The sequence below is a fragment of the Methylothermus subterraneus genome (assembly GCF_054656915.1).
The window spans coordinates 1-11,671 of the sequence record NZ_BAAHXK010000003.1 but is presented as its reverse complement, the minus strand read 5'-3'; the positions used below and the strand labels follow the sequence as shown (position 1 = coordinate 11,671).

Annotated in this window: 13 protein-coding genes and 1 pseudogene; 4 read left to right on the top strand and 10 right to left on the bottom strand. The window is 62.6% G+C overall.

The window, feature by feature from the left end; all coding sequences use genetic code 11:
* Positions 1-4 precede the first annotated feature (4 nt).
* Positions 5-1,288 (top strand): NADH:ubiquinone reductase (Na(+)-transporting) subunit F, encoded by a 1,284-nt coding sequence (gene nqrF, locus ACYQ3M_RS03415; RefSeq protein ID WP_460034652.1) that lies wholly within the window; start codon positions 5-7, stop codon positions 1,286-1,288.
* Here the strand turns inward: nqrF and ACYQ3M_RS03410 are convergent.
* The 3 genes from ACYQ3M_RS03410 to ACYQ3M_RS03400 all read right to left on the bottom strand — a co-directional run bounded on the left by ACYQ3M_RS03410 (position 1,285) and on the right by ACYQ3M_RS03400 (position 2,077).
* A complete protein-coding gene (locus ACYQ3M_RS03410; RefSeq protein ID WP_460034651.1) occupies positions 1,285-1,584 on the bottom strand; it encodes a YceK/YidQ family lipoprotein in 300 nt (99 codons plus the stop codon). The two genes, nqrF and ACYQ3M_RS03410, sit on opposite strands and share 4 nt — an antisense overlap.
* A 239-nt stretch (positions 1,585-1,823) precedes the next feature.
* Positions 1,824-1,919 (bottom strand): multicopper oxidase domain-containing protein, encoded by a 96-nt coding sequence (locus ACYQ3M_RS03405; RefSeq protein WP_460034869.1) that lies wholly within the window; start codon positions 1,917-1,919, stop codon positions 1,824-1,826.
* Between the two features lie 2 nt (positions 1,920-1,921).
* Complete coding sequence (locus ACYQ3M_RS03400) at positions 1,922-2,077, bottom strand: cupredoxin domain-containing protein (RefSeq protein WP_460034650.1); 156 nt, start codon at positions 2,075-2,077, stop codon at positions 1,922-1,924.
* An 84-nt stretch (positions 2,078-2,161) separates the two neighbouring features.
* Here ACYQ3M_RS03400 and ACYQ3M_RS03395 point away from each other — a divergent pair, with 84 nt between their 5' ends.
* The 3 genes from ACYQ3M_RS03395 to ACYQ3M_RS03385 are packed head-to-tail and all read left to right on the top strand — an operon-like array spanning position 2,162 to position 3,756.
* A complete protein-coding gene (locus ACYQ3M_RS03395; protein ID WP_460034649.1) occupies positions 2,162-2,479 on the top strand; it encodes a heavy-metal-associated domain-containing protein in 318 nt (105 codons plus the stop codon).
* On the top strand, positions 2,460-2,942 hold the full coding sequence (locus ACYQ3M_RS03390; protein ID WP_460034648.1) for a hypothetical protein: 483 nt from the start codon (positions 2,460-2,462) through the stop codon (positions 2,940-2,942). Before ACYQ3M_RS03395 ends, ACYQ3M_RS03390 begins: the two co-directional genes overlap by 20 nt.
* Position 2,943: 1 nt before the next feature.
* Positions 2,944-3,756 carry an NHL repeat-containing protein gene (locus tag ACYQ3M_RS03385; protein ID WP_460034647.1) on the top strand — a complete coding sequence of 271 codons (813 nt, stop codon included), beginning with the start codon at positions 2,944-2,946 and terminating at the stop codon, positions 3,754-3,756.
* Between the two features lie 43 nt (positions 3,757-3,799).
* Here the strand turns inward: ACYQ3M_RS03385 and ACYQ3M_RS03380 are convergent, their stop codons facing one another.
* From ACYQ3M_RS03380 to ACYQ3M_RS03350, 7 genes and pseudogenes are all read right to left on the bottom strand, one after another.
* Entirely contained in the window at positions 3,800-5,950 is a 2,151-nt protein-coding gene (locus ACYQ3M_RS03380; protein ID WP_460034646.1) for a dihydrolipoyl dehydrogenase family protein, read from the bottom strand.
* Between the two features lie 70 nt (positions 5,951-6,020).
* A complete protein-coding gene (locus ACYQ3M_RS03375; RefSeq protein ID WP_460034645.1) occupies positions 6,021-6,887 on the bottom strand; it encodes an aldo/keto reductase in 867 nt (288 codons plus the stop codon).
* Between the two features lie 8 nt (positions 6,888-6,895).
* Positions 6,896-8,476 carry a glycoside hydrolase family 57 protein gene (locus tag ACYQ3M_RS03370; RefSeq protein WP_460034644.1) on the bottom strand — a complete coding sequence of 527 codons (1,581 nt, stop codon included), beginning with the start codon at positions 8,474-8,476 and terminating at the stop codon, positions 6,896-6,898.
* On the bottom strand, positions 8,469-10,118 hold the full coding sequence (locus tag ACYQ3M_RS03365; RefSeq protein ID WP_460034643.1) for a DUF4912 domain-containing protein: 1,650 nt from the start codon (positions 10,116-10,118) through the stop codon (positions 8,469-8,471). The genes ACYQ3M_RS03370 and ACYQ3M_RS03365 overlap by 8 nt, the downstream gene beginning before the upstream one ends.
* A gap of 38 nt (positions 10,119-10,156) precedes the next feature.
* Positions 10,157-10,660 (bottom strand): thermonuclease family protein, encoded by a 504-nt coding sequence (locus ACYQ3M_RS03360; protein ID WP_460034642.1) that lies wholly within the window; start codon positions 10,658-10,660, stop codon positions 10,157-10,159.
* A 23-nt stretch (positions 10,661-10,683) separates the two neighbouring features.
* Positions 10,684-11,280, bottom strand: a complete 597-nt coding sequence (locus ACYQ3M_RS03355) for a carboxymuconolactone decarboxylase family protein (protein ID WP_460034641.1) — start codon at positions 11,278-11,280, stop codon at positions 10,684-10,686.
* 6 nt (positions 11,281-11,286) lie between these two features.
* A pseudogene (locus ACYQ3M_RS03350) lies at positions 11,287-11,569 on the bottom strand (HAD family hydrolase); the annotation flags it as partial.
* Positions 11,570-11,671 lie beyond the last annotated feature (102 nt).

The window sequence follows — 11,671 nt, the reverse complement described above, 5'->3', positions numbered from 1 at the left end:
CGGTATGGAAACGTTTGCATTTTGGTCGGCAGAACTTGGGTCGCTGTGGGAGTCGCTCGTGGAGCTGTGGCCGAGCGCATGGCCCAAAATCGCCCTAGGCGTTGGCGTATTCGTCGCGCTCGTCTTGACGTTGACCGCGGTGATTGTGCTCGCCAAAGCGTTCCTGGTGCCTTCGGGGATAGCGCGGATCGTCGTCAACGACGAGCGCATCCTGGAAGTGCCGGTGGGAGGAAAGCTGCTTTCGGCCTTAGCGAGCCAGGGAATTTATCTATCCTCGGCCTGCGGTGGCAAGGGCATCTGCGGCGAGTGCCGGGCGATCGTGCTGGAGGGCGCAGGCCCCCCGCTTCCGCCCGAGGTGGACAAACTGGGGCGGGCGCGGATCCGCCAAGGCTACCGGCTGACGTGCCAGGTGGCGGTCAAAAACGACCTCAAAATGCGCATCCCCGAAGAAATGTTGGGGGTCAAGACCTGGATCGGCGTGGTGCGCAGCAACCGCAACCTGACCCCTTTGCTCAAAGAGCCGGTCATCGATTTACCTGAGCCGATGCGCTTTAAAGCCGGCCAGTATATTCTGCTGGAAGCGCCCCCGCATTCTTTGCGCTTTCGCGACTTTGCCATCGATGAGCGCTTTCGTCCCGACTGGGACCGTTTTGACTGGTGGCGCTACGAATCGCGCTTGAAGCGTCCTACCACCCGCTCCTATTCGCTGGCCAACGCGCCGCAGGAAGGCCAAATCGCAATGCTCAACGTGCGCCTAGCGCTGCCGCCCCCCGATCGGCCGGACATTCCCCCGGGGGCGGTGTCCGCCTACGTTTTTTCCCTCAAGCCCGGGGAAAAGGTAAAAATTTCAGGACCTTACGGAGAATTTCGCGTGCGTGAAGGAAACAGCGAGATGATTTTCGTCGGCGGCGGCGCCGGCATGGCGCCTTTGCGTTCGATGATCCTCGATGAATTAAAACGCAAGGGGACGCAGCGCAAGATGAGCTACTGGTACGGGGCAAGGAGCCTTAAGGAACTGTTTTACGCCGATCTGTTCGAGCAGCTTGCCCGAGAACACTCCAACTTTAGCTTTCAGGTCGCGCTTTCGGAGCCTCGGCCGGAGGATCTGTGGGAGGGACCGGTGGGTTTTATTCATCAGGTGCTCTACGAGCGTTACCTCAAGGACCACCCCGCTCCCGAGGACTGCCAGTATTACCTGTGCGGCCCGCCGCCGATGATCGATGCGGTCTTGGCCATGCTCGACGGTCTGGGAGTGGATTTAGAGAGCATCTTTTTCGACAAGTTTTAATCCGCCTGCGCCTTGGGCAAATAGATTTGATACAAATCGTAAGGCATCGCCAGGGTGTCGAAGACCGCCGAGGCCGGCAGATCCACGATCAGGATGCCGGTCGCTAAGCCCTTGACCCAGAACGGCTCCGGGCGCCGGCCACCGAGTATTTGCGCCATATCCTTCACGTCCTGCCGAACCCCGGGATAGACCGTCCAATCCGTGAGGGAAGTGTCGGTTCGGGCGCGGATGCTCGAGCAACCGAACAGCAAGATACTTAAGAGCACAACAGCGCATTCCCCTAAAGTTGTTTTCATTGGTTTTTTCTTCAGACCGGTCAGTAAATACCTTGTTGCCAGAGGCGCTTTGGTGGCGCTGGATTAGAAAGGTGCTTGCTGCACTGTCGAACGTATTATGGCGCGTTTCCTTCTGCGTCTCAACCTGCGCACTCTTCGTCCCGGTTCTTTGAATCCACCAAGACATTTTTGCGCCTCAAGCCGCGATCACCCCTGCCGTGGTGAACTGTGGATCAAGTCGCGGCGGCAGCCGAGCCGTTTCATTCCAGAACCTGCCAGCGGGTGATCATGCCGGCCTCGATGGGATCGCTGACGTGGCAATGGAACAGCCAAGTGCCGGGGTTGTCGGCCACCATCGTCACCGAGGCGGTGGTGGCTGGCAGCAGGGGGACGGTGTCGGCCGTGTGCCGAAGAGCCTGGCCAAGGGAAGGCCGCCCAAAAGCACCATCTCGCCGTGCCAGTGGGCGGTGTGCAGGTCCACCTCCTTGCCCATTCCTAAAACGTGCCAGCGCACCCGCTCGCCACGGTGGACCTCGTATCTTTATAACGTATCAGAAACAACGTTCAAATTCATGACTAGGAAGAGACAAAGAAAACCATGAACCGATCGTTTGGGCGCCTTCTAGGGTTGATGCTCGGTTTGTCTGCCATCCAGGGTTTCGCCGCTGAATACGTCCTGCGGGTCGACGGCCTCGGCTGTCCCTTCTGCGCCTACGGTATCGAGAAGCGCCTGCGCACCCTGGACGGGGTCAAGGACATCGAATTCGACATCGCCAAAGGGCAAGTGATCCTCACCACCGAAAAGGGGGTTACCCTGAACCGGGAACAGATCAAGGCCAAGGTCGAGGAAGCCGGCTTCACCTTGCGATCGCTGAGGGTTCTGGAGGACGGCAGTGATGGGACTGCCGCGCCTTAGGACGACATGGCTGCTGCTGGCGTTTGTGGCCTGGGGTGGCGTTGCGCACTGCGCCCCGGTGACTTTCAACACCGATCTGCCGGTGACCGAAGGTATGTTCGTCTTCCGGGAACTGTTCGTGATCCGGCAATCCCGGGGGCATAACCGCAAAGCCAGCGACCGCCTCGCCCTTGATGCCTCCTGGCGGCAGCGCCTGTGGCCGCGCCGTCTGACCTCTGGCCTGCCGGGATTTCTCTACGGAGTGCTGGAGGTCAACGGCAGTTACCAGTGGCACAACCACGTCGCCGGCCGCCACGATCCCGATTCCGGCGGCTGGCGCCTGTTTCTGACCCCCGGCTTGCAGGTTGCCGCCCGCCGCTGGGTGGTGGAGGGGGTGGTGCAACTGCCGGTGGTCCAGGATCTCAATGGCCGCGCCCTCGAGGACGACTGGATCGTCCGGGCCGGTTTCCGGATCGCTTTTTGAAATGGGCTGGCTGACCCGCTTCATCGCTGGCATCTCCGTGGTCATGGTAGTTCTAGCCCAGGTGGCGTGGCTGCTGTGGGTCCCAACACCTAGAGAGCCCAACTACGTTTTCGTCGCCGCCTTCGGCAGCAGGCAGCTCCAGGAGCCCACTGGTATCGCCCTGACCGCTGATGAAGTATTGGTCGCAGACGGCCGCGTAGGCCGTATCGTAGTGTTCGACCGCATGGGAAATTTCCGCCGCAGTTTCGGTAGCGGTGTGTTGGGGTGGCCGATGCATCTGGCCGTGGCCGGCGATAGCCTGTATGTGGCCGACTACTGGCATGACCGCATTACCGTGTTTGGCCTCGACGGCACTCTCCGTCGCCATATCGGCCGTTCCGGCCGGGACCCAGGCACGTTCGATTCCCCGGGCGGTGTGGCGATCAGTCCTGACGGCACCCTGTTCGTCGCCGACGGTTACAATGATCGGATTCAGGCATTCAGTCCCGACGGGCGGTTCCTGCGCAAATGGGGCGGCCCCCTGACCATGAACGTCTTCGGGCCGTTTCCCGGCTGGTTCGCCACCGTGACCGACATCGCCCTGGATGGGGACGGCTGCGTCTACGTGGCCGATTTCTACAACCACCGATCGGGAGGACCCAGGTCGCCTGCACTTCATCCAGCGGGCCAAGCGGATGGGTTCAGCCTGAAGAAATCGCTGCTCTGCTGGAGTTTCGGAGCACGCCGGGCGGCCAAGGCGGAGGTTCGTGCCCTCACCGAGCGCAAGCTCGCTAAGATCAAGGTGGCACCAGCACGAAGCGTTGAGCGTCCTTAAGTCAATCGGCGGCGCCCAAGCGCAGCGCATCCTGCCAGCGGACTCATCCCCCTCGCCGCCAGGTGTGATAGCGTCCCAGCAGGGCCAGGAGCCAGGACGGGGTGTGGGCGCGGCGCCAGACGCCGGCGGCATATCGGTTGGCCTCGGCCAGGGTCGGGTAGACGTGGATGGTGGCGAGGAGCTTGTTGAGGCCGATGCCGTGTTTCATCGCCAGCACGAACTCGGCCAGCAGATCGCCGGCGCGCTCGCCCACGATCGTCACCCCCAGAATCTTGTCTTTGCCCGGAGGGGTAAGCACCTTGACGAACCCCAAGGTCGCCCCGTCGGCGATGGCGCGGTCGAGCTCTTGAAACGCGTAGCGGCTGATCTCGTAGGCGATGCCCCGCTGCCGGGCTTCGGTCTCGCTCAAGCCGACGCGCGCCACCTCGGGGTCGGTGAAGGTGGCCCAGGGGACCATCGAGTAATCGGCGCGGGTCTTCCAGAGGTTTACGAACAAGGCGTTTTGTACTGCAATCTGCGCCTGATAGGCGCCAAAATGGGTGAACTGGAACGGGCCAGCCACATCGCCGCAGGCGGTGATATTGGGGTAGCAGGTCCTGAGGTATTCGTCGACCGCTACAGTGTGTTGCGGGGTGGTGGGGATGCCCAAGGCCTCAAGCCCCAGACCTTCGGTATGGGCGCGGCGGCCCAAGGCCACCAGCACGCGGTCGAAGGGAATGGATACCTCTTTTCCGGCGTGCTCGGCCACCAGGATCCTGTCGCCGGCCTCGTTCACAAAGCGCAGCGCCTTGTGTTCCAGCCTAAGATCGATGCCTTCGGCACGGAAGCGGGAGGCGATGAGTTCTGAGACCTCGGGGTCCTCGCGCCCCAACAGGCGGTCCTGCAGCTCCACCAGGGTCACCCTACTGCCGAGGCGGGCAAAACACTGGGCCAGTTCGCAGCCGATCGGCCCACCGCCGAGCACCAGCAGGTGGCGGGGCAACTCGCGTATGTCCCAGATCGTGTCCGAAGTCAGGTAGCCGATCTCCTCGAGCCCCGGAATCTTCGGCACGAAGGGGCGGGCGCCGGTGGCGATGACGATCGCGCGGGCAGTCAAAGTGTGCACGCCGTGGGCGGTTTGCACCCGCACTTCCCAGGGAGAAAGCAGTTTCGCTTCGCCGGCGATGACCTCGACCCCCAACCTCGTATAGCGCTCGGCCGAATCGTGGGGTGCGACCGCCCGGATGACCTGGTGGACGCGGGCCATCACCTCGGCGAAGTCGAATTCGGCCTCGGCCCGGCGAATCCCCAGCGCCTCGGCCCGGCGGATATCCGCCAGCAGACGGGTGGTGCGGATCAGCGCCTTGGAGGGCACGCAGCCGGTGTTGAGGCAGTCGCCGCCCATGGGCCCTTTTTCCACCAGGGTCACCTTGGCTTTGAGGGCGGCGCCGAGATAGGCGGCCGAGAGCCCGGCGGCGCCGGCGCCGATGACCATCAGGTCGCAGTCCACGCGCTTAGGTTTAGTCCAGCGAGCGTACACCTTGCGGGCCTTTAGGCTTTCGACGAGCTTCTTGGCGAGAAGAGGAAACAGACCCAAAAGCGCGAACGATCCCAATATCCCAGGAGACAGAATGGCGGGGAGCGAATCGATCTTGGCCAGCTGGGTGCCGGCGTTGACGTAGACGATCGTCCCCGGCAGCATGCCGATCTGGCTGACCCAGTAGAAGGTGCGCACCGGCATCGAGGTCAGCCCCAGCGCCAGGTTGATGACGAAGAAGGGGAACACCGGTACCAGGCGCAAACTGAACAAATAAAACGGGCCGTCGCGGGCTTGGCCTACGTCGATGGCCTGGATGCGCGCGCCAAAGCGCTGCCGCACCCAGTCGCGCAGCAGAAAGCGCGCCGCCAGGAAGGCCAGGGTGGCGCCGATGGAAGAGGCGAAGGAGGCGATCAGCGTCCCCCACAGAAAGCCGAACAGCGCCCCGCCGGCCAGAGTCAAAACCGCGGCCCCGGGCAGAGACAGGGCCGCCACCGCCACATAAAGCAGGGCATAGGCCAGAGGGGCGAGGAGCGGGTGGGCGTCCCGCCAAGCGGCGATGGCCGCCTGTTGGGCCTTGAGGTTTTCCAGGGCCAGGAAGCGCTGGAGGTCGAAGGCGAAAAACGCGGCGAGCACAACGACCAGCACCAGCAGGATCAATATCCGGGATCGGTTCATGCGCCAAGCTCCTTATGTTTGGTTTTAAGTCGCCCCGGCATAAAAAAGCTTACGACGGGGCGCCTTGGCGCTAGAGCCGACCGGCAAGGGTATCGAGCCGGCTTAAGTCCTCCGCGCTTAGGCGGACTTCCATCGCTTTGAGGCTGGCCTCGATGCTGGAAGGCTTGCTCGCCCCCGGGATGGGCAGGATGTGTTCGCCTTTGGCGAGCAACCAGGCCAGGGCGATGAGGTAAGGGGAGGTTTGATAGGCCTTGGCCAGCCGGTTTAACACCGGATGCTCTTTGAGTCGGCGGTGCCCGAAGTGGCCGCCGACCGGGCTGTGGGCGATGTAGGTGACCCCGCGCTCCCGGCACAGCTCCACCAGGCCGGTGTGGAAATCCCCAGGTTCGAGCACGTTGCAGCGGTTTTGCACCGAGACGATCGGGGTCTTCTTGAGGGCGCGTTCGAGCTGGTGAGAATCGACGTTGGACAGCCCAAGGTAGCGGATCTTGCCTTGTTTTTGCAGCTCGATCAGGGTATCCAAGCTTTCGTCCAAGCCCACCTTGGGGTCCACGGCGTGGAGTTGATACAAGGCGATGCAATCGGTCTTAAGCGCCTTGAGGCTTTGCTCCACGGATTGCCGCAAGAATTCCGGGCGTCCGTCCACCACCCAGGCGCCGCCCGGCCGCCTCAAGCCCCCCTTGGTCGCCACGATCACCTGGGAGGTTTTGCCGAGCCGTTCGAGCGCCTTGGCGATCAGCCGCTCGTTGTGGCCGAGGTCGTCATCGTCCAGGCAGTAGACGTTGGCGGTGTCGATGAAATTGCCGCCGCGCTCGACGAAGGTGCGGATGACCTCGAACGCCTGCGCCTCGTCCGGGCGCCCGGCGAGGGAGAGCGGCATCGCGCCTAGGCCGATGGCGGTGACCTGAATGCCGGTGGTACCCAATTCGCGCAACATACGCCTCCTCACAGAAAAACCCGATAGTCTGCGTTGGGGAAAATATTATCCATCGCTTCCAAGGCGGCAAGCTTGTCGGCGTCGATCTCCCCGCGCTCGAGCGCCTCGGCCAGGTAACAGAACCTGGCGACGTGGTCCTTGACCCGGCGCGTTGCGTATTGGGTGGAGGTTTCGTTGTTGATGATGAACGGCCAGTCCGAACTCTGGGCGAGGAGCAGCTCCCGCAGGGCCTGGTTGAGCGCCCGCCGCACCAAGGGATCGACCGAGGCTTGCGCGTACCGCTTGGCCAGCGCCTCCATCCGCGCGGCGCACCGGTAAAGCTCAGGATAGATCCAGTCGGTCTTGCCGTTCAGCCAGCCTTCGAAATACCCCTTGTGCCCCCAGGTGGAAGTGGCCGGGGTTCCCACCTGGTGCACTGGGTGGCGGTCCAGATAATCGGAAAGGGCGATCAGTTCCAGCGTGTCTTGGTCGAAGGCGGCTTTGCGGACCACAAAATCCAGCCACTTCGGTCCCTCGAACCACCAGTGGCCGAACAGCTCGGCGTCGAAAGGGGCGACCGCGATCGGCGCCACCTCCATCGTCGAGGCCAGGTATTCCAGGTGGGCCATCCGCTGCTGGAGGAATTCGCCTGCGTGCTGGGCCGCCCGCTCTTTGGCCATCTCCGGATGATAGGGCTCCTTCCAGGAAGTCGGGCCGGTGATCCGGTAGTATTTGATCCCCGTGTCCACCCGCACGCCGTCGGCGATGTACGGGCGGATGTAGTCGAACTCGAGGTCATAACCGATGTCGCGGTAGAACTCGCGGTAGTCGGGATGGCCGGGAAAGCCTTCGCGGGCCGACCAGACCTGCTTGGCGCTGCCCTGATCGCGGCCGAAGGCGGCCACCCCAGAAGGGGTATAAAGCGGGGCGTAGACGCCATAAAAGGGGGTGGTGCTGGCGTGCTCCAGCCCATGCGATTCGAGCACGAAAAAGCGCACCCCCTCGCGGCTTAGAAGCTCCTCCAGCCCCGGATAATAGCCGCACTCGGGCAGCCACATTCCGGCGGGGCGAAAGCCAAACACGCGCTCAAAATAATCCAGCCCCGTGACCACTTGCGCCTCGACCGCTTTGGGCTGGGCGGCCAGCAAAGGCAAAAGGCCGTGAGTCGCCGCGGTGGTGATGAGCTCGATGACGCCCTGCGCGTGCAGATTTTTGAACGCGCCGGCCAACCGGCCGCTGCAGCGTTCGAAGACCGCCCGGGTCTCTTGAAAGAGCGCATGGTAAAAGCCCGCCAGATAGTGAAAATGCGGCTCGCTTTGCGTGCGCTCCAATTCCTTCTCGCTCAGCTCGATCAGCTTGCCGAGGTGGGCGGCGTAACGCGCCATCAAGAGCTCGTCTTCCAACATGGCGAGCAGGCTGGGGGAGATCGACAAAGTCAGCCGGCCCGGCACCTGCTCCTCGCGCAGGCGGTCGAAGATTTTGATCAAGGGAATGTAAGTCTCGGTGATCGCCTCGAACAGCCAGCGCTCCTCCAAAAACGCATCGTATTCGGGATGGCGCACGTACGGCAGGTGTGCGTGCAGGACAAAAGCCAGATAGCCTTTAGCCATGGGCGCTCTCCTTAAGGGCGGTCGCGTAATACAGATAGTGCTGGGCCACCACGTTGTCCAAAGACGCCTGCCGCTGCGCCTTGGTTCTCGCCGACAAGCGCTGCAGGTTGGCCTGCAAGGGGTTATGCAGGAGCTCCTGGATTCCCCAGATGATAGAGCCTGGATTGTCGTAGGTGATCAGCCCGTTCTGGCCGTGAACAATACAGCGGATTCCCGCCTGGTGCGTGGTGAGCACCGGCTTGCCGGCCTCGATCGCCAGCTGCGCCAGCCCTTCGTCCTGCCAGGTGCGCGCCGGAATCACCACAAAATCGCACGCCGAGAGCAGCGAGGCGAAGGTTGCGCTGGAGACATCGCCCAAAAACCGCAGGCGCGGGCCGATGCCGCCGTGCCAGGCGCGAGCCTCCAGCTCGCCTTTGAGGGGGCCGTCGCCGGCAAAGACAAATTGCAGCGTGGGATGCCGGTGGCACACGTAGGCCAAAGCTTCCAGCAAGAGATCCGCACCCGATGCATGGGAGACCTCACCGGCGAACAACCCCGTCGGCGCCTCCGGATTCAGCCCTAAGCCGGCTTTGATCTGGCCCGGGCTCGAGGCGGCCGCCGGGGCATCCTGCGGCAGGTCTTGGACGATCACGACCTTGTCCGGGGCCGCCCCGTACAGATTGATCACCTGCTGGCGGGTGGCCGAATGCGGGGTGATGATCAGGCAGGCCGCCCGGATCACCTTCTCCTCCCACGCGCAAACCGCCTTAGAAAGATGATCGGTTTCGTAGGCGTGCGCCCGCTCGTGCTCGGTGGAGCGAAGCGAAAGGACCAGCGGCAAACGTAAGCGCTCTGCCGCCGCCAGGGCGCACGCGGCCGCATACCAGCCGTGGCAGTGGAGCAAGGAAAAAGGCTTGTGGCGATGCGCGGCGGCCAGCTCTAAAGCCAGCCGCTCGGAAAACAGGGCCATTTTGTCCAGCAGGGCTTTGTCCGAGACCCGGTCGACCCCGGACAGGGGCAGGGGGAACAGCAAAGGCTGGCCGCCGAACTTGCCGATTCCTGCTGCCAAATCCCGGACGTAGGACTTAGACGGCTCAGAGTCGGCGAACACCAAGGCGATCGTCAGCGCCTGCGGTCTTTGGATCTCGCTCAGCGCCCGGTGCATCTTTTCAAAGACCTTGGCGTCGAAAACGTTTTCCACCGGCAACACCCGCTTGAGGGCGCGGCTCACGAACAACCCCGCGGTCTGATAATTGCCTGCCGGGCGGTCGCGCTCGAAAAATACGGGATTGGAACGCGCCAAAGGGGCAAAGCTGCCATCGCCTGCGCGCACGCCCAGTTCGGCGAGGTAGTTCCTCGCCGGCTGGGGAGGGCGGAAGTAATAATTGCCGCGGGGACTGCCCACTTCGAAGTCGAAGAAGCCGTGCGCGTTCGATCCGTCGAACAGCACCTCGGTAACGTCGTAGACGCGAACCACCAGCGGAGCATGAGCAAAGCGGGTATCTGCCCGAATCGCCGCCAGCGCCTTTTCGCCGATATGCCAGTGGGCGTACCCCAGATGGGGGCTGACCATCGCTAAGGCGATGTAATCTACTAAAAGCTCGGACGGATAGCGCTGGCGGATGTCCCAGGCGATTTCCCGGAGCTGCGCTTGCGAAGGCATGGTTTGCTTCTCTTTTGGAGTCTCACCCCATTATACCTTTAACGCTCTAGAGGGCGATCAAAGCGGTCTGCTGCAAACCCCCAGATCCCTAAGCTGCGGTGGCGCGCGATTTTCTCCAAGGCGTGGTATTCGAAAGGCGCCTCCGGAAGGGCCACCGCCCAGCCTTGGCTCAAAAGATAGGCCGCCAGGTCTTCGCCCTCACGGAACGGACTGTAATTTACCCAACAGATGGCGTTTAAGCTACCGTCCTCGTTTAGGCTCATTTCCTGACAACGGACAAAGCCTTGAATCTTGATTTCCAAGGCCAGCGCCGCCCGCGAAGCGCAGCGGGTGGGGCGCAAGAAAAACAGGCAGCTGCGGTCGGTGGGAGGAATATAAATGCCGTAGAGGCGGATGGTGCGCCCTTGGATCCGCAAACTCGCATCGTCCTGGACGATGGCGTAGCCGGCGAGGTCCCCCGCCCAGACGCCAAACGGCGAGCTCCAAAGGATACCCGCTAAGGCTGCAATTCCCACCCAGCGGTGCCAACCTCTAAAACTCAAGCCTGTCCCCTTGCAAACTAAAGTTACCGCCCTTCTTTTTGGCCGGCGGGGACCTGGCAGAACCCCTGGGGCGGCACGTCCAAAGCGGCGTTGAACTTGCTAGAAAGGTTCTGGAAGGCGATCAATCCGGTCAGCTCCACGATGGCGTCCTCGTCGAACCAGGTCTTTAAGGCTTCCACCATCTTATCTTCCACCCCGCGCTCGGGATAAGTCATCGCCTCGGTATATTCCAGCACCGCCTTTTCCCGCGCGTCGAACAGATCGCTCTCACGCCAGCCGGAAAGCGCCTGGACCTTTTCCTCGGAACCTGTGCGCCGGGCCAACAGCCAGGAATTGATGTCGATGCAAAACCTACAGTGGTTGATCTGCGAGACCCTGACCGTCACCAGGCAGCGCAGGGCAGGCTCCAAAGGCGAGCGCTTGCGGTCCAAAACCCCGTAGAGCAAGGCGACCGCGGCGAACAAAGACGGCACCCGGCCCCACAGCAGGGCGGGCAAAAGCACCTGGCCGTATTTGCACCTCTGCTTCCAGAAGAAGATCTTAAGCCACCAGGGGTAACGATTTAAGGATTTGGGCTGGATGCGCATGGAGACGACCTCGCCGGGACTAGTCAATTCCAATTTCGATTATAACCGCACCTGCCGCAACCTCAGGGCGTTGAGCACCACCGACACCGAGCTGAAACTCATGGCGGCGGCGATGATGGGCGAGAGCAAAATCCCGAAGAACGGATACAGCACCCCGAAGCTGTTTGACGATCCCGGTCTTGTCCTCCGGCAGCACCTCGGCGTAGAAGCGTTCGATGCCGAGTCTACGGGCCACCACCTCGGCGGTGGCGCGGCTGTCGCCGGTGGCCATGACCACCTCCATGCCTTCGCCGCGCAGGATTTCCAGCGCCTCGGGAGTGGTGGTTCCCCCTCCCTCGCCCTCCCCCGCTCGCGGGGGAGGATTGGGTGGGGGTTGCCAGAAGGCCGAGAAAGAAGGCCGGCCAGTCGAGCCAGTGAAAGCCCG

Excerpts from the sequence above, each read along its gene's own strand:
- ACYQ3M_RS03390 (WP_460034648.1), top strand. The coding sequence starts at position 2,460 with ATGGGACTGCCGCGCCTTAGGACGACATGGCTGCTGCTGGCGTTTGTG.
- ACYQ3M_RS03385 (WP_460034647.1), top strand. The coding sequence starts at position 2,944 with ATGGGCTGGCTGACCCGCTTCATCGCTGGCATCTCCGTGGTCATGGTA.
- ACYQ3M_RS03410 (WP_460034651.1), bottom strand. The coding sequence starts at position 1,584 with ATGAAAACAACTTTAGGGGAATGCGCTGTTGTGCTCTTAAGTATCTTG.
- ACYQ3M_RS03380 (WP_460034646.1), bottom strand. The coding sequence starts at position 5,950 with ATGAACCGATCCCGGATATTGATCCTGCTGGTGCTGGTCGTTGTGCTC.
- ACYQ3M_RS03405 (WP_460034869.1), bottom strand. The coding sequence starts at position 1,919 with ATGGTGGCCGACAACCCCGGCACTTGGCTGTTCCATTGCCACGTCAGC.
- ACYQ3M_RS03370 (WP_460034644.1), bottom strand. The coding sequence starts at position 8,476 with ATGGCTAAAGGCTATCTGGCTTTTGTCCTGCACGCACACCTGCCGTAC.
- ACYQ3M_RS03365 (WP_460034643.1), bottom strand. The coding sequence starts at position 10,118 with ATGCCTTCGCAAGCGCAGCTCCGGGAAATCGCCTGGGACATCCGCCAG.
- ACYQ3M_RS03395 (WP_460034649.1), top strand. The coding sequence starts at position 2,162 with ATGAACCGATCGTTTGGGCGCCTTCTAGGGTTGATGCTCGGTTTGTCT.
- nqrF (WP_460034652.1), top strand. The coding sequence starts at position 5 with ATGGAAACGTTTGCATTTTGGTCGGCAGAACTTGGGTCGCTGTGGGAG.
- ACYQ3M_RS03375 (WP_460034645.1), bottom strand. The coding sequence starts at position 6,887 with ATGTTGCGCGAATTGGGTACCACCGGCATTCAGGTCACCGCCATCGGC.